Here is a 17,601-nt window from a genome sequence, read left to right as displayed (position 1 = left end):
AACGTTTGTATAATGTTACAAAAGAGTAAAAACACCATTCAAACGGACAATATTTAACCGTTTAAGAGTAAAAAAGTCTTTTTAAACCTTAGCCCTAAATTTACAAATGGACAATTTCCTACAACAAAAACAGCTATTCTCTGACAAACAGTTTATTTAAGTCGGTTTATCGGTTGCTGATATTGCTTGTAAACTTGTCAATTCAACCAGAATTCGTTTCTGCTGTCCCATAATGTTAAACAACACATGGCAACGCTTATCAGGATTGTTTTCGTCAAATATGGCTTCAAGATCTTTAAACGGTCCGTCGATAAATTTGACCTTATCGCCTTTGTCTAACGGCTTGCTCTCTTCTGGCACATAGCCTTGGACACGTCTTTTAAGTGCCGAAATAATTCTATCGTCAATGGGAGTCATGTCTTCTCGACAACCCACAATGCGGTTAGCACCACGGGTATTGTGGATTTTGCTGACACTAGTGATTTGAGGATCGAAATAAATAAACAGATAGCTAGGAAACAGAGGCGCGGTAACCAGTTGCGGTTTGTTACGCACTGTTTTTTGTTGGGTGATCATTGGTAAGTAGCTTTCGACCTCTTGCAAAGCCAAATTTTGCTGAGCACGGACTTCATGCCGTGGCTTGCAATACAGTAAATACCAAGATTTCATTATCTCTCTCTTTTTATATTTGCTCATCAGTCTGAACAAGTGACGTCCCATTCACGGCTTAGGATACTAGCAAACTTCCCTATCCTTTTGAATGGGTATTTAAGCCTTAATGCCTATAAATACAGCGTTTAAATCATCAGCTGATTTTATTTTCATCAAAAACACAAGTCGTTATTGAGTAACTAATTGATTTATCATTCGACGTTGAAAAAACATTTTTAACATATGCTATTCGGTTAATTTTGTTTTATGTGTTCTAAAAAGTGGTAATTAACAGTAATTCACATCAAAGATTCGCTTGAGAGTCAAAAAAGCCACTTTTGTCACAACATCTGCGGTATTAACAAAGTGATAAATCTATCAAGACAGCGAATGAAAGATTCGCCAGTGTCATTTAGGGTATTAACTATTACGGCCTATAGCTTGAGTCGATAATGTCATCATTGCGAGTGTAAGGATCCAACTAAGTTAGAGTCTGTTGGTCTTCCAAGCTTGTTGCTGCACATTAGTGGTTTATGAAAAAAATAAATGATAACACTGGGCCTTGCTGTGGCGTGATGCCACATAAAAGCCAATAACCCCCTTGAAATCGCCAACTAACGCTGCTCGAAGGATCCGCTAAAACGTTTTACTCTTTGTTGAGTGCATTTTCTCCAAGAGATAGTTGCTTAAATTGCTAGGCGGCATCCACACACCTCGATTAACACTCTTACATCGAACAAAACTTAATCAGCGAAGGTCAACTGACTCTATGCATGCTCACAGTATAATCTTGTTTTGAAGTCTAAATCGTTAACCTTAGCACTTTATAACAATAAGTCTTTTATGCTCAAACATTGATGAACAAAGGGTTTATGCAACAAAAAAGCCTCGGTAATCGAGGCTTTTACTAGCGTTGTTTATTTAACGTCAACGTTTACTGTGTCGGCTTAGGTGGATAATCCTTCATAACAGTGTCAATAGCATGATTGATAATCTGGATCCGCTCTTCAGGGGTGTTTTGCTCTCGAACAGTATCAGCTACTGTGCCACGCCAAATAAGCTTACCTGTTTTGTTGTCGACTAAGTCGACCATTAAGGTACCAACATCGTATTCACGAACTGTGGTCTCAGTTTGCAGGCTGCCACCTAATCCCCAGCGTGGACCATAATATGGGTTATAACCGAAGTGGCTATTAAAGGTGTCGATATTGATCTTTTTGTCTACTTTGGTGATGTAGTTGACCAGCAAGTCTGCATTTTGCTTGTCTGTTTTACTGATACCTTTTTGGCTCAATTGGGTTTCGATTGCGGCACGAACACGTTGATCCATGAGTCCATCGAGATGATAGCCCGCATCATCAACCTTCTTCTCTACCCATGAGTAGGTTTTATATTGATTAAATGATACCGACGGATCGAAGTCTGAAGATGATTTTAAGGTACTACATGCGCTCAATGCCAATACTGCAGCAGCGATAAATAGGGTTTTCATACAGGCTCCAAAAAACAAGACGTTAATTGTTATTAGCTTATAGAGAGCAAAGGCGTTGTCAAGTTAACAAGATTTCATAGTTGGAGAGCCTAGAGCGCTTCGCTGCTAGAACGCTATGCGGCTAGAGACTAAGAAATCAACAGCCTAATCGCGCAGCGACGAAGCTGTCCTAGCAGGACATAATCCATCCTCTAGCGAGCCTGCGAGTTCCTAGAATCTAGCGCACTAGTTACTAATCCACACTGTTTGGTATGGTTGCAATGGCATGGGTTGGGTGATGTCTTCTATTTGCTGCCCGGTTAATAGGTCGACCCAGTATTCTGCAATAATAAGGTTAAGTTCATTAATGGGCAGATCAGTAATTTGGTCCGATACATTACTGATGCAGAAGATACTTTGTTTACGATTACGACTTTGACGCCAGAAACCAAATAGCTGTAACCCAAGGTGCAAGGTAAATTGAGTCGCATTAGGATGAAATGCAATTTGCTGGGTACGAATATTGATTAAATGAGTGAGCGTCGTTAACACTTGGCTGTGGTCGCTGTTAGCATCACTCAGTTGCTCTGTTAATTGATTGAGATCCCAACGGTGACGATTGATAGCCCGATTATGCGAAGTATTGGCCAGCTTTTCATAATCATTGCGAGTTCCCAATAAACTGTGAATATAAATACCTGGAATGCCTTCTAGGGCTAACATAATGCTATGCGCGCAAACAAAACGTTGCATCCCCCATGAGTCTTTGCCTTTAGTGGTGCCTTGAAGTGCATCAAATAGGGCGATGTTCATTTCATACGGTTTTTGCTGGCCATCTTCTGTGGTTCTGGATGAAATTTGACCGCCAAACTGTTTCATTGTCTCGACCAGAGTATCAATCTCATCATCTTCAAGTAAGCCTTCCGCTGGACGTAAACCAATACCATCATGAGAAGCAATAAAATTAAAGTAAGTAGTGCCATCTTGAGCAGGCGGCATGCTCATAAGCCAACGCTTTAAATACAAACAGCTACCAGTAATAAGGCTGTTGATCAACAAAGGTGGCAAGGAAAAGTTATATATGCAATGTGCTTCGTTAGCATTGCCAAAGTAAGTTAAGTTTTGAGTATTGGGGATATTGGTTTCGGTAATAATAATGGCATCTTGCTGCGCATGCTCGATCAGGGTCCGCAATAAACGCACAACCTCATGGGTCTGCGCTAAGTTGATGGATTTGTTACCGACTATTTTCCATAAAAACGCCACCGCATCGAGGCGAAAAATACTCACGCCGGCATCTAAATATTGACGAATGATGCGCACAAACTCGATTAATACTTGTGGATTGCGAAAGTCAAAATCAACTTGATCATGGCTAAAGGTACACCACACATGTTCCGTGCCGTTGGGTGTTTCTGTTGGTCTTAATAAGGCTGAGGTTCTTGGCCGAACGACAGCGCTTAAGTCATCATTTGGATTGGCAGTAAAAAAGTAATCATGACCTACACCCTCACCTTTACAGAAATTCTCAAACCATAAGCTCCGACTAGAGCAATGATTGATCACTAAATCTGACATTAACCTCCGTTTACTGGCAATAGCACTAATGTCTGCCCACGAGCCTAGCCCTTCGTTGACGCTTGAATAATCAATAACAGAGAAGCCATCGTCTGAACTGTAAGGAAAAAAGGGTAAAATATGCACCGCATTGATGCAACTTAGATAGCTGTCGATAAATTGCGCCAGTGTGGTGAGCGGTCGCTCGCCTTGTTGGATCACACTGTCACCATAAGTGATCATTATGATGTCTTTTTCAGACCAATGATTTGCAAAAGGCTCAGGTACTTGGCAATACTCTGTAATACGCATGATATCAATAAGCTGAGTTGCCAATGCTGACAGGCTGATATTAATGTCGATATCATTATAAATGCAGCTAAGTTGTTGCTGCAGCTTTTGCTGTAATCCATCCATTACTGACATAAAGTGTCCTCGTTAATCGTTTACGTTAACTAAACTCAGCGTTGTCGGCTTCAACTGCGTCTTTAAGCTGCTCAAGTACATCGGGCATGGCACTGACCACTCGACTCCAGGTTGGCATAAACGGAGTTTCCATTGGATTATCTAAAAAGCGTTGCCCTGCTGTAACGATATTTTGAGCAAACATTTCTACCGCTTTTTCTTCTAAATGAATGTCCGTGGTCAGGCCATTCATGATGGCATCGTTATGGTAGGTTTCGACATAATCGAGTGCAATACGGTAATACGTCGCCTTGACTGTTCGAAACGATTCGTTGCTGAAAGTATGTCCTTGCGTCGCCAGTTTACGGAAAAAGGCTTTGGTAATGTCAATCGACATTTTAGACAAACCAGCTTCTTCATTATCCAATGATAAGTCTTGATGTTTATGGTCGTAATTATCAGCAATGTCGACCTGACAAATGCGGTTATGGGAATAATTGCGCTGCATTTCTGATAGCACACCAATTTCTAAGCCCCAGTCGCTTGGAATACGCAGGTCATTGAGCACGTCTCGTCTAAATGAAAACTCACCCGCTAATGGATAACGAAAACTGTCCATGTATTCTAAATATTCGTTATAACCGACTACTTTTTTAAGCGCTTTAATCAACGGCGTAACTAATAGGCGTGACACTCGACCATTAACTTGCCCATTCGAAATTCGCGCGTAATAACCTTTACTAAATTCGTAATGAAACTGTGGATTGGCTACAGGATAAAGTAAACGAGCCAGCAACGACTTTTCGTAAGTGACAATATCGCAATCATGCAACGCAACCGATTCCGTTTTGCCTGAAGCCAAAATATAGCCCATGCAGTACCATACATTACGACCTTTACCCAACTCTTTGGGGGCTAATCCTAATGCCTGTAATTTTGCATCCAGCGCTTGTAAGCGTGGGCCATCATTCCACAAAATGCGGTGATGCTGTGGTAATTCACCAAAAAAGCTTAGCGCATGTTTGTACTGCTTAAGATCGGCTCTATCTAAGCCAATGACGATTTCGGATAAATACGGCACCTGTTTTAATTTACTGACGATATCTTTAAGGGCATCACCTTCTAGCTCTGAATACAAGGATGGCAAAATGAGTCCTAACGGACGTGTTTTTGAAAACGTTATTAAATCTTGCTCCAGCTCTTCATGGCTACGTCGGGTTAAATTATGCATTGTGGTGACTATGCCATTTTGGTAAAAATCGGCCATATTACGCCCCTCCTAATGATAGTTGCTTTACAGGTGATTCAGCCGATGACGACAGCAGAGTTTGCTTAATGCATTCAGCCCAACCTTTAGGACCAAATTCACTACTTTTGATACTGGGATTTTTCGTCGCTAATGAAGGAAACTCATGAACGGGGGATTTGATTTGGATTGCCAGATCAGCGGCTTCGAGCATGGCGTTATCATTACCACTGTCACCGAGTGCAATGGTGGTCACGGGAGTGTTATATTGCTGAGAATAGACATCCGCTAACCATTGCATCGCTTTGCCTTTATCAGTATCGCCGCCAACATGAAGAAAGCGTCCACCTTGTAGGGTATGTGCACCAACACGGGTCATTAATTCAATAAAGGCTTGTTTATTGGTTTCACTGCCTTGCCAAAGTACTGGCTCAGCATAATTCCTAATCAAAGCCAACCTGGCATTATCTGGCGATAAATCGGTGATCTCACATAATGCTTCAACTGATAGAGATGAAAAACCAATAAAGTCATCGTTAAATGCTTGCGCATGTTGTTTTAACAAATCAAGCCAGTATTCTCGCGGCTGACAAAACTCTTTTACCCAATAATACCCTTGGCTAAATGTGTCTGGTGGTTGTTGGTCAAAGTAACCAATAGGGATATATATTGCCGCACCATTTTCTGAAATAAACGGTGAATTAAAACCAATGGTTTGTTGCAGCTTTTCCATTTCGGCAAAGGTTTTACTGGTATTGGCGATAATCGGAATTTTCCGTTCATTCAATGCTTCAATCACTTCAATCGCATGGCTAAAACTGTAGTCAAAATGATCAAGTAAAGTGCCATCTATGTCAGTAAAGATAAGTGGTCGTATTGTCATATACTGTCCTTTTCAATCATTGAACGAAACTAAGCATAGAGCGGACTGCGTCCTGCTAGATCGCTGCGCTGCGAGGTTCTAGGTTCTAGGCGCTAGGGCGTGACTTCGTCACTGCTAGGAACGCTACGCGGCTAAGTGCTATACAAGTAATAAATATAGCGAATGAGTCATTATCGCGCTTAATCTAATCCGATTTACTTAAGATAGATTCAGGATATGTGCCAAACGTAATAAGTTTGCACCTTAATAGAACAAATAGATTTTAATCATTGATATAGTTGATTTTATTATTTTAAAAATAAAGGTGAGGTAGAAAGGTGTATTGAACAGGATAAGAAGATATGTGCAACGATGAATAAAAATCGCACCATTTTGGGGCAAATGAAGCGATGACAAGCTATAGAGCCTAGATGCTAGAACGCTACGCTGCTAGATCCTATAAAATCCTAGCAGCGCAGCGACACTAGCAGTGACGCAGTCACGCCCTAGCATCGAAGCGACCCTAGCAGTGACGTAGTCACGCCCTAGTAGCGAAGCGACCCTAGCAGTGACGTAGTCACGCCCTAGCAGCGAAGCGACCCTAGCAGTGACGTAGTCACGTCCTAGCAGCGAAGCGACCCTAGAATCTAGGCATTAACTTAGAATTGGTTTTCGAAATAACTTTCGATAATTAACACTGCTGACACGGCATCCACTTGGCCTTTGGTTAATGCTTTAAAACCACCTAATTCGAATAAGCGCGCTTTAGCATCTGCAGTGGTTAGGCGTTCATCTTGGGTGGCAATCTTGACACCAAATCGACCATTAATTCGATTAGCAAATTTTCGAGCTCGTTGAGTCATCTCTTGCTCAGTGCCGTCCATATTTAATGGCAAGCCAACGACCACAAGATCAGGTTGCCATTCTTTCAATAATTTGTCGATATCATCCCAATTAGGGATGCCATCAACCGCTTTGATCGATAATAAAGGCGTGGCACTGGCAGTGATGGCTTGACCGATAGCGACACCGATACTTTTGGTGCCATAGTCGAAGCCTAAAACGGTTTGTGGTTGCATGTATATCTCTTTGTTTGAATCTTTAGAGGACGCTTTAAAAGTAACAGCCTAGAGCGCTACGCTGCTAGGACGCTTCGCGGCTAGATTCTATAAATCTTAGCAGCGCAGCTGCCCCCTAGCAGGACATAGTCCGCCCTAGAAGCGCAGCGAACTATTGTTAAGCATGGCCTATTTGACTCGACATTTGCCAAATATCGAAACCGAGTTGTTGGGTGGCCGACTGCCACATTTGTTCAGGTTCTACGTTAAATAATATCTCGGCCGAAGCTTTGATCGTTAACCAGGTATTGTCGGCAATCTCTTGTTCCAGTTGATTTTTACTCCAACCCGCGTAACCAAGCGCAACCACAAAATTTTCTGGGGATTTGTCTGAGCCAATCGAGGCCAATATATCTCGCGAAGATGTTAGCATTGTCTCCTCACTGATTTCAGTACTATTGAGCCAATGTTTTTGCGGCGTATGCAGTACAAAGCCTCGCTCCGGAGCAACAGGGCCACCAATGAGTACTTGGCTGTCGAGGGAGAATAAAAACTCAGGCGATAAATACAGCTCCATTTGCTCAAGCAGCTCTTCAATCTCCAAACCTATTGGACGGTTAACAATGATGCCCATCGCCCCCTTTTGATCATGCTCGCAAATGTAGATCACTGAGCGTTCGAAAAATGTATCATCTAACGATGGCATGGCAATTAAAAAGTGGTCTTTTAAGCTATCCATATTCTCTCCCCAATAGTGCGTTAGCCTTGGGCTTGTTGGTCTTTCAAGATGATTTTTACCGCGATTTGTAGCCATGTCATACAAGGCAGAACTTGTTGATGTAATTATGCTAGATCAACAAGCTATAACACAGTATAAAGCCGCTAAAAAGATTGCCCGAAGGGTTCGAATAAATATTGACCACCACAGACCAACAAGCCCTAGTATTATCCACCCGCCAATTTCACGGTGAAACTCAACTTTTCTAATATGGATTTTATTTGTTCGCGATTGTCGGTTTGTACCTCAATGCAGAAGTCTTTCACTGTACCACCGCAGCCACATTGTTTCTTCAGTTTTTGCGCTAACTCTTTTAAGGCTTTTTCATCTAACTCGAGCCCTTTGATCACACTAACGCCTTTACCTTTTCGGCCTTTACTGTCTTTGTGGATCCGCACGATACCATCACCGCTTGGCACTTCAACTTGCGGTTTAGGTTGTTCAATACGACCTTTATCAGTGCTATAAACTAATGCGATATTAGGATCTATTCTCATATTATTTCTTTAGCAATAAAACTTTATTTGAGTTTAACAAATCATAAAAGCAGAGGCGAGGATATAAAGCTAAAAGCCTAGGTACGCAACAGCCTAGAGCGCTGCGCTGCTAGGACGCTACGCGGCTAGATTCTATAAAATCAACAGCCTAGCCGCATAGCGGCCAAGGATCTTAGCAGCGAAGCTGTCCCTAGCAGGACGCAGTCCGCCCTAGAAGCGAAGCGCCCTAGCAGTGACGGAGTCACGCCCTATAATTATAGAAAAGGTTTAACAAGATTTGCCATCATATTGATATGATCATCATTGTCATTTAAACATTCGATGTATCTAAAGTTTTTGCCACCTGCATCTTCAAATACGTGACGATTTTCGCCCTTAATTTCTTCTAAGGTTTCTAAACAATCGGCACTAAATGCTGGGCAGATAACCGCGATATCGGTAACACCTTTTTCAGGCAGACTACCAATGGTTACGTCTGTGTATGGTTGTAACCATTTAGCTTTACCAAAGCGAGACTGGAATGTTGCCACATACTCATCTTCAGTTAGGCCTAATTTTTCTACCACTAAGCGAGTTGTCTTCATACAAAAACAATAATAAGGATCGCCTAAATGCAAATTGCGTTCAGGCATACCATGATAAGACATCACCAGTTTTTGTGGTTTTCCGTGTTGTTCGAAATCTTTTTCAATCGAGGCAGCAAGCGCATCGATAAGATCAGGGTTGTCATGGTAGGTGTTAATAAAGTGCAGTGCGGGGATATAACGCCATTTCATTAATTCTTTGGCTAAAGCATCAAATGCCGAACCCGTTGTTGGAGCCGCGTACTGTGGGTATAAAGGCAAAACCACTAAATTATCTACACCTTGCTTGTGCATTGCTTGCAGGGTACTGGCCGTTGATGGAGAACCATAACGCATAGCCAAATGGACGCTCACATCATGCCCTTGCGCGTGTAAATGACTGGCTAGTTTGGCTTGCTGACGTTGGCTAATGTCGAGTAGAGGCGAACCGGCTTCGGTCCACACTTGTTTGTATAAGGCTGCTGATTTAGCTGGACGAACACGTAGAATAATCCCATGAAGAATAATCATCCATATCAGTTTTGGAATTTCGACGACTCGAGGATCGGCCAAAAACTCAGCTAAATAGATGCGAACAGCTGATGCGGTTGGTGCATCTGGTGTACCTAGATTTAATAATAATACACCGGTTTTGCCACGCGCTTTGTGACCGGTTTCTTTATCTAGCCCTGAAAATCTAGCCAAAGTATCTTCTCCGTTATTAGTATGGATTTATAAATACATCACAGTATGAGTAACTTGTGAGATGAAATTATAATTATATCGCTTTCGATTAACACAAAAAGAGCGCTAGTTATCGATTTGATGATCAAATCGATCGGCGCTCTAAAACGTCTATTTCAATTAAACTATTATCTCGATTAAATAGCTATATTAGTTAACGCTATCCCAAGTTAACTAATTATCCTAGCTAACTCATTTGGATAAGCTAACCACTTATAGAACGGACTCAATCGCTTTTATCAATTCATCGCTATCGGGTTTAACACGAGAGCTAAATTCTTTTACCGTTTTGCCATCGCCTGAAACAACATATTTATAGAAGTTCCACTTTGGCTGGCCACTTTTATCACCTAAATATTTAAACACTGAATTGGCTTCACTGCCTCTCACGGGTGATGTTGACACCATGGTAAACGTGACACCGTAGTTGATGAAACATACATCTGCGGTTTTAGCTTCGTCTTTTTCTTCTTGGAAAAAATCATCTGATGGAAAACCAATGACCACTAAACCTTTGTCGGCATATTGCTTGTGCAAGGCTTCAAGTGCTTCAAATTGAGGTGTAAAGCCACAATGGGAGGCGGTATTAACAATTAATACTGCTTTACCTTGGGTGAGTTCACATAAATTGACGTTTTCTTCGGAATGTAATTTGCGGGCTTCAACATTGAGATAATCAGGACAACTTGCAGCGAAAGCCCCTGCACTAAGGGTAAACAAGCCTGCTGCGGCAATAAATTTAATCATGTTAAGTGTCCTTTTCTCAAAGTGAACAGGCACCGCTAAATGAATTTATCGGTGCCTAATGAAGTATCAATACATTATACGCGATACTTTTTTATTGAGATCAAAACCTTTTAGAAATAGAAACCAATATTGATGTTTAAACGAGAATGCCATGATGTATCACCATTATTGATACCAACGCCTGGACCATCAACAAACCACATATTTTTACCGGCAATCCAATCTACATAAGAATAAAATTTACCTGCAGTGATGGCAACACCAGTCACATTCTGGATAGAATCATCAAGCCCTTGACCCGATGCCATTACCTGGCTGTAATCGTTGTAAAAATTTACATTAGAGATTGGACCCCAATCAACGTCAAACGATTTAGCAATGTTAACGGTAGCAACATCGGCTTCAGCAGCAATTTCAAATGGGTATTGAAATGCACTCAGCGCAATACGTTCACTGTTGTCTATATCATAGTCATAATGAATATACTGTAACTGTAATTGCCATTGTTTCCAGTCAAGTTGCCAATGCGCTGCAGCGGCAAGACCATTGGTGTCTTCACCTACTACGGTAGCGGCATCAGCCATAAAATCTAATTGGCTGTATTGTAATGAACCACCTAACTTATGAGTCACTTCACCAGAGGTAAATTCTCGTTCAACTCGGGCGTTGATTTGTCCTGCCTCTTCATATGGTGAATCGGCTGTTGTGGCCGCATCAAATGAGTAACGATCATAATTAGAACCGTCGCCAATTTCGTCATTAGCAAAATACGCTAAGTCATAACGCCAACCATCTTGTTCATTTTTGTAATGGATACCGGCATCATAATCATCTTCAAAACCAAGATAATAGGTTGCGCCGAACCAAAATGAATGGGCGGCATAAGGTAATAATCCAAATGGAACTTGGGTTACACCCACTTGCACTGATTGGGCTTCATCAAATTGATAACCCATGTATGCATGATGCACTACGTCCATATTTTCATACCAACGATACTGAGCAGAGGCGAATAAGCCATCTTTACTCTTGTAGTTAACATCGGCACGGAACAGTTCAAACTCAAGTTTGGAGTTATTGTCGTAATCTTTCCAACCGTAGTTCACGCGCACTGCACCGCCGATATCGACTTCATCTGTGACTGGTACTGCTGAGGCCGCGAATGGAAACAAGATTAGCGAAGATAAGACGGTGACTTTTTGCCATAACTGCATGAAACATCCTTGAAAAACAATTTTATATAACGTGAAAAAATGTGTAACAGACAACGTAAAAATACGAATAAGGTTACTGAAAAAAAGATTTTTAATGTATTTTTGTTATCGCAACTTTCACAACAATAGTCATGATAACCACAGTAATGATAACAATAATGGTGACCATGGTAACAAAAAAGGCCGTAAGATGTGACTTACGGCCTTTAATAATAAACAGCTTGATGAATTATCAGCTTATTGACTGACTAAGATAATCACTAATCCATGTCTAGAGTAATGCCTTCCATTGTCCCTGACGACGCGGCTTCATTATTTTGTAATTTAATCATTAAGCGTAAATCATTAGGTGAATCGGCATGATGTAATGCGTCGGCATAACTGATTTCGCCTTCTACATACAAATCGAGCAAGGCTTGGTCGAATGTTTGCATGCCTTGTTCGCGTGACTTACCCATAGTTTCTTTAAGTAAATGTAACTCGTTTTTGGCGATCAAGCTGGCCACTCGAGGAGTATTGATTAACACTTCAATGGCTGCACGACGCCCGGTTCCATCTGATTTAGGGATAAGCTGCTGCGCGACAATACCGCGTAAATTTAATGACAAATCAAATAGTAGTTGGTTGTGCTTACTTTCTGGTACTAAATGCATAATACGATCAAGTGCTTGGTTAGCATTGTTGGCATGCAAAGTCGCCATACATAAGTGGCCCGTTTCAGCAAATGACAACGCAAACTCCATGGTTTCTTGAGTACGAATTTCACCAATTAAAATCACATCAGGTGCTTGACGCAATGAGCTTTTAAGCGCGGCATCGAATGATTCGGTATCAATGCCCACTTCACGTTGCGTAATAATGCTTTTACGGTGGTTATGGACAAACTCAACAGGATCTTCAATGGTCAGAATGTGTCCGCGAGCATGTGCATTGCGGTACCCCACCAATGCAGCTAACGATGTCGATTTACCAGTACCGGTGCCACCTACCATGATGATAAGACCACGCTTACTCATCACCAAATCTTTTAAAATCGCCGGCAGTTTTAAGTCGTCAACTTCAGGAATTTGGGTTTCGATACGGCGCATAACACAACCGGCTGATTCGCGTTGCCAGAAGGCGCTGACACGAAAACGGCCTAAATCTTTTGCCGCAAAAGCAAAGTTACACTCGCTAGTATCGTGAAACTCTTTCTTTTGTACATCACTCATTAAAGATTCAACAAACACCAGCGACTGCTCTGGGGTTAATTTATCTTCAGATAACTGACGTAACTCACCATCAATTTTGGCGCTGGGTGGAAAACCGGCAGTGATGAATAAATCAGACGCTTTTTTTTCCACCATCAAATTTAAAAATGGACGAACATCCATGATCCCAGCTCCTTAGAAATTAGCTTGTTTATTCGAGCTTTTCTGCATTGCATCTTCACGAGTAATTAGACCTCTATTGACCAAGTTTTGCAGACATTGATCAAGGGTTTGCATGCCATGAGACATACCCGTTTGAATAGCGGAGTACATCTGCGCCACTTTGTCTTCACGAATCAGGTTTCGAATTGCTGGAGTACCCATCATAATTTCGTGAGCAGCAACTCGGCCACCGCCAATCTTCTTGATTAATGTTTGCGAAATAACCGCCTGAAGCGATTCAGACAACATTGTGCGCACCATACTTTTTTCACCTTCCGGAAACACGTCGACTACACGGTCAATGGTTTTGGCGGCTGAGGTGGTATGCAAAGTACCAAACACTAAGTGACCGGTTTCGGCTGCTGTCATAGCTAAGCGGATCGTTTCAAGGTCGCGCATCTCGCCCACAAGAATCACATCGGGATCTTCACGTAATGCACTTCTTAATGCGGCATTAAAGCTATGGGTATGTTTATGAACTTCACGCTGGTTGATTAAGCATTGCTTATTTTGATGGACGAATTCTATTGGGTCTTCGATGGTTAAGATATGGTCATGGCGATTTTCATTAACGTAATCGACCATCGCAGCGAGTGTCGTTGATTTACCCGAGCCGGTAGGCCCTGTAACTAATACTAATCCACGTGGATAACTGGCAATTTTTTTAAATATTTCTGGTGCGCCAAGTTGCTCAAGCGATAAAATTTCAGAGGGAATGGTACGAAATACTGCGCCAGCGCCACGGGACTGATTAAATGCGTTAACACGAAAACGCGCTAAATTAGGCACTTCAAATGAAAAATCGATTTCTAGATGTTCTTCATAGTCTTTACGTTGTTTATCATTCATGATGTCATAGACAAGACTATGGACGCCTTGATGATCTAACGCAGGTAAATTGATTTTCCTTACCTCACCGTCAACGCGGATCATAGGAGATACGCCAGCTGAAAGATGTAGATCTGATGCTTTGTGTTTTACACTAAAGGCGAGTAATTCAGTGATTTCCATTGTAGAGACATCCATTTAACCAACATTATGACAACAATAGCAGACAGAATATCAATCGCCCAGAGTAGAATTAATCAAGCGGCGCAAAATTGTTCACGATCATCAGCTGAAATAAGCCTGCTGGCGGTGAGTAAAACTAAACCTATCAGTGACATCATTGCCGCTTATCAAGCTGGACAGCGTCTATTTGGTGAAAACTATGTTCAAGAAGGCGAAACTAAAATTACCGCCTTACAGGCAGATTACCCAGATATCGAATGGCATTTTATTGGCCCATTGCAATCAAACAAAAGCAAAATTGTTTCCGAGCATTTTGATTGGATGCACACCTTAAGTCGCGATAAAATTGCCCAGCGTTTACATGAACAACGCCCGAGTAACAAACCGCCATTAAACGTGTGTATTCAAGTTAATATTAGCCAAGAAGAGTCTAAATCGGGCGTCAATGCTGAAGACGTTGCCACGTTAGCGCTTACTATCAACTCTTTATCTAAGCTGACATTACGTGGATTAATGGCGATTCCTACCGCCACTAATGACGAGCAGATCCAACAACAAGAATTTGCGCAGTTAAAGCAGCTATTTGATCAGCTCAAGCAACAGTATCCTAGCGTTGATACCCTTTCTATGGGCATGAGCAATGACATGGACATCGCCATCGCGAATGGTTCGACCATGGTGCGTATCGGTAGTGCGATCTTTGGCGAGAGATAAAGCTGATAGCCTAGAGCAAAGCTGTCCCTAGAAGCGAAGTGCTCTATCCGCGCAGCGGCCTAGCCCTAGAACCCAGAAGCGTGGCGTCCTAGGACTGAATTAGGTAACATACACACGAACTGGACATAAATTCACTCATTTATTGGATACAGACTCAATGACTCAAGCAAAAGTATGTTTTATCGGTGCGGGCAATATGACTCGTAGCATTATTAGTGGCTTAGTTAAACATGGCTATCCTAGTGACCTTATTCATGCAACCAATCCAAGTAAAGGTAAATTGGATGCTTTGCAGCAAGATTTTTCGATTCATGTTTCTCATGATAATAATGCAACAGCACAAGCTGCTGATGTCATTGTACTCAGCGTAAAGCCGCAGTTAATGGCCACCGTTTGCGAAGACCTCTGCTCACTGGATTTAACCAATAAGTTAATCATTACTATCGCAGCTGGTATTCCTGCATCACGTTATGCTGTTTATTTTAAACAGCCAATAAAACTTATCCGCACCATGCCTAATACTCCGACACAAATTGGTTACGGCATGACGGGTATTTATGCCGATGACAGTATTTCTGCCGAGCATAAAGCGATTTGCGAAACCTTGATGCAAAGTGGCGGCAAAGTGACCTGGGTTGATAATGAAGCTGAATTAGATCAGGTTATCGCGCTCGCGGGCAGTTCTCCTGCGTATTTCTTTTTGTTTATTGAGTCAATGATCGCTTCTGGGGTCAACATGGGCATGGCAGAAGACAAAGCAAGATTATTGGCAGAACAAGCAGCCTTAGGCGCCGCGCAGATGGTGATTCAAAACCAGCAATTATCGGTGACAGAATTACGTCAAAATGTGATGTCAAAAGGCGGCACTACAGCCAGAGCCGTTGAAACTTTTCAGCAAGGCGGTTTAGTGGAATTAGTCGATAAAGCAATGACAAACTGTGTTGCCCGCGCCCAAGAAATGGCTAAAACATTTTAACGCGATGAGATGAACTAATATTTAACTTAAAGTTAACCTCTTTGGTGTAAAATAGCTTAGGTAAAACTAAGCTTTAATAGCGCAGATCTGAGCGGTGAGTGATTATATTTGCAGCTTAGTACTGTATTGCTAAACATAAGCTCAGTTAATTGAAGCATTGATCCTAGCATGTGTTAAATACTAGATAGCATAAACATAAGCACTAAATTACATAAACGTAAGGCAATATCCATGAATGCAATGAGTTTTTTAGTCAACACCCTGTTTGACTTATACCTAATGATCGTCATTCTTCGTTTTTGGCTACAACTTGCAAGAGCGGATTTTTACAATCCATTTAGTCAATTTGTGGTTAAGGCGACACAACCGATTATCGCCCCAATGCGCCGACTATTGCCTTCGATAGGACGTATTGATACTTCATCGATGTTACTGGCCTTTATCGTCGTAATGGTAAAAATGTTAGTACTTACTTTCATGGCAGGCGCTGCGGTAGATATTCTTACCTTGGTATTGTTCTCAGTGATTTCTGTGGTAAAACAAGCCGGCGTATTACTTTTTTGGATGCTACTTGTTCGAGCGGTGTTGAGTTGGTTTAATCAAGGTTACAACCCAATTGTGATGGTAATGACTCAGTTAACAGAACCAATTTTAGCCCCTGTGCGCAAAGTACTGCCTGCAATTGGCGGCTTAGATTTATCTGTGTTGGTAGTATTTATTGCCATGAACTTCATTAATATGTTGTGTGCACAGTACATCCCTTTTTGGGCGATTATTTAGTTGTTGGACATCACTAAATAATGACGGCTATAAGCTATTCCAACGATGAGCAGCAAGGTGACTTGCTGCTTTTTGTTTATCTACAACCCAAAGCAAGCCGCGATCAAATTATCGGCTTACACGGTAACGAATTAAAAATAGCCATAACTGCACCTCCAATTGACGGTAAAGCCAATGCTCATTTATCTAAGTATCTTGCAAAAGCCTGTAAAGTGGCAAAAAGTCAGGTGCATATCCTCAAAGGTGAACATAGCCGTCATAAGCAAATACAAATATGCCAGCCGCAAGTTATTCCAGCAGAAATAGCCGCACTTTTAAAGCTCACTCATCTATAATACCCCTATTGCTCAGCTCGCTAAGGACAAGATCATGTTTCAATCATTGCGTTTATCTCGCTCACTTTTACCGATATTATTATTGTCATTGATGGCAATGACGAGTACAGCTCAGGCAGAACAAAAACAGCAAGTCGGTAATTTCGATATTCACTACATGGCGCTCAATAGCACCTTTATTACACCAGAAATAGCCAAAACCTATGGTATTGAACGCAGTAGTTATAATGGTCTAGTTAATATTACCGTTCTCAATACCAGCCAAGATGGACACCCTGCAGTGCCAGTTGAAATATCGGGTATCGCCAATAATCTACTTGATGCACGCATAACGCTTGATTTTAAAGAGATCCGTGAAGGAAACTCAATCTATTACATAGCAGAAGTGCCTTATCGTGACGATCAAGAAGTTAATTTTACGATTGCCATTAAGTACGGCAAACAACTAAACACTTCATTGAAATTTAAACAAAAGTTTTATGTCGATTAAGGCCTAAAATCTCGATAGCAAGCGATAAAAAGCGAAAGAGCCTAGAGCGCTGCGCTGCTAGGACGCTTGGCGGCTAGAGGCTATAAAATC

At 41.7% G+C, this 17,601-nt stretch carries 18 protein-coding genes; 5 read left to right on the top strand and 13 right to left on the bottom strand.

Features of this window, described 5'->3' with window-relative positions; all coding sequences use genetic code 11:
- Positions 1-156: 156 nt before the first annotated feature.
- The 13 genes from rfaH to H5164_RS01565 all read right to left on the bottom strand — a co-directional run bounded on the left by rfaH (position 157) and on the right by H5164_RS01565 (position 14,216).
- Positions 157-669 carry a transcription/translation regulatory transformer protein RfaH gene (rfaH, locus tag H5164_RS01625; RefSeq protein ID WP_182754458.1) on the bottom strand — a complete coding sequence of 171 codons (513 nt, stop codon included), beginning with the start codon at positions 667-669 and terminating at the stop codon, positions 157-159.
- A gap of 916 nt (positions 670-1,585) precedes the next feature.
- Complete coding sequence (locus H5164_RS01620; RefSeq protein WP_124017194.1) at positions 1,586-2,143, bottom strand: DUF4136 domain-containing protein; 558 nt, start codon at positions 2,141-2,143, stop codon at positions 1,586-1,588.
- A gap of 225 nt (positions 2,144-2,368) precedes the next feature.
- Positions 2,369-4,105 carry a sugar phosphorylase gene (locus tag H5164_RS01615; RefSeq protein ID WP_182754456.1) on the bottom strand — a complete coding sequence of 579 codons (1,737 nt, stop codon included), beginning with the start codon at positions 4,103-4,105 and terminating at the stop codon, positions 2,369-2,371.
- Positions 4,106-4,130: 25 nt separating this feature from the next.
- Complete coding sequence (locus H5164_RS01610) at positions 4,131-5,351, bottom strand: glycosyl transferase (RefSeq protein ID WP_182754454.1); 1,221 nt, start codon at positions 5,349-5,351, stop codon at positions 4,131-4,133.
- Position 5,352: 1 nt separating this feature from the next.
- Positions 5,353-6,213, bottom strand: coding sequence for a mannosyl-3-phosphoglycerate phosphatase (locus tag H5164_RS01605; RefSeq protein ID WP_182754452.1), 861 nt, complete (start codon positions 6,211-6,213; stop codon positions 5,353-5,355).
- 638 nt (positions 6,214-6,851) lie between these two features.
- Positions 6,852-7,271: a Holliday junction resolvase RuvX gene (gene ruvX / locus H5164_RS01600; protein ID WP_011638297.1), complete on the bottom strand. Its 420-nt coding sequence runs from the start codon at positions 7,269-7,271 to the stop codon at positions 6,852-6,854.
- A gap of 157 nt (positions 7,272-7,428) precedes the next feature.
- Entirely contained in the window at positions 7,429-7,989 is a 561-nt protein-coding gene (locus H5164_RS01595; protein WP_182754450.1) for a YqgE/AlgH family protein, read from the bottom strand.
- Between the two features lie 206 nt (positions 7,990-8,195).
- Positions 8,196-8,525 (bottom strand): stress response translation initiation inhibitor YciH, encoded by a 330-nt coding sequence (gene yciH, locus H5164_RS01590; RefSeq protein ID WP_182754448.1) that lies wholly within the window; start codon positions 8,523-8,525, stop codon positions 8,196-8,198.
- A gap of 254 nt (positions 8,526-8,779) precedes the next feature.
- Positions 8,780-9,793, bottom strand: coding sequence for a ferrochelatase (hemH, locus tag H5164_RS01585; RefSeq protein ID WP_182754446.1), 1,014 nt, complete (start codon positions 9,791-9,793; stop codon positions 8,780-8,782).
- A 252-nt stretch (positions 9,794-10,045) separates the two neighbouring features.
- The gene (locus tag H5164_RS01580; protein WP_182698372.1) at positions 10,046-10,579 is read right to left on the bottom strand and encodes a glutathione peroxidase; all 534 of its coding nucleotides are present in this window, start codon (positions 10,577-10,579) and stop codon (positions 10,046-10,048) included.
- 110 nt (positions 10,580-10,689) lie between these two features.
- Positions 10,690-11,793: a hypothetical protein gene (locus H5164_RS01575; protein ID WP_182754444.1), complete on the bottom strand. Its 1,104-nt coding sequence runs from the start codon at positions 11,791-11,793 to the stop codon at positions 10,690-10,692.
- A 260-nt stretch (positions 11,794-12,053) separates the two neighbouring features.
- Positions 12,054-13,166 carry a PilT/PilU family type 4a pilus ATPase gene (locus H5164_RS01570; RefSeq protein ID WP_124017185.1) on the bottom strand — a complete coding sequence of 371 codons (1,113 nt, stop codon included), beginning with the start codon at positions 13,164-13,166 and terminating at the stop codon, positions 12,054-12,056.
- Positions 13,167-13,178: 12 nt separating this feature from the next.
- Positions 13,179-14,216, bottom strand: coding sequence for a type IV pilus twitching motility protein PilT (locus tag H5164_RS01565; RefSeq protein WP_011638307.1), 1,038 nt, complete (start codon positions 14,214-14,216; stop codon positions 13,179-13,181).
- Positions 14,217-14,243: 27 nt separating this feature from the next.
- On the opposite strand from H5164_RS01565, the gene H5164_RS01560 reads away from it, so the two are divergent.
- The 5 genes from H5164_RS01560 (at position 14,244) to H5164_RS01540 (ending at position 17,511) form a co-directional block, all read left to right on the top strand.
- Positions 14,244-14,930, top strand: coding sequence for a YggS family pyridoxal phosphate-dependent enzyme (locus H5164_RS01560; RefSeq protein ID WP_182754442.1), 687 nt, complete (start codon positions 14,244-14,246; stop codon positions 14,928-14,930).
- 157 nt (positions 14,931-15,087) lie between these two features.
- The gene (gene proC / locus H5164_RS01555) at positions 15,088-15,906 is read left to right on the top strand and encodes a pyrroline-5-carboxylate reductase (RefSeq protein ID WP_182754440.1); all 819 of its coding nucleotides are present in this window, start codon (positions 15,088-15,090) and stop codon (positions 15,904-15,906) included.
- A 231-nt stretch (positions 15,907-16,137) separates the two neighbouring features.
- Positions 16,138-16,686 carry a YggT family protein gene (locus H5164_RS01550; RefSeq protein WP_124017182.1) on the top strand — a complete coding sequence of 183 codons (549 nt, stop codon included), beginning with the start codon at positions 16,138-16,140 and terminating at the stop codon, positions 16,684-16,686.
- 20 nt (positions 16,687-16,706) lie between these two features.
- Entirely contained in the window at positions 16,707-17,021 is a 315-nt protein-coding gene (gene yggU, locus H5164_RS01545; protein ID WP_124017181.1) for a DUF167 family protein YggU, read from the top strand.
- A 91-nt stretch (positions 17,022-17,112) separates the two neighbouring features.
- Positions 17,113-17,511, top strand: coding sequence for a DUF4426 domain-containing protein (locus H5164_RS01540; protein ID WP_124017223.1), 399 nt, complete (start codon positions 17,113-17,115; stop codon positions 17,509-17,511).
- Positions 17,512-17,601 lie beyond the last annotated feature (90 nt).

The sequence above is a fragment of the Shewanella sp. SG41-3 genome (assembly GCF_014164545.1).
Lineage (GTDB): Bacteria > Pseudomonadota > Gammaproteobacteria > Enterobacterales > Shewanellaceae > Shewanella > Shewanella vesiculosa.
Note: the sequence above shows the minus strand (reverse complement) of the source record. Positions and strands in the feature narration are given on the sequence as shown.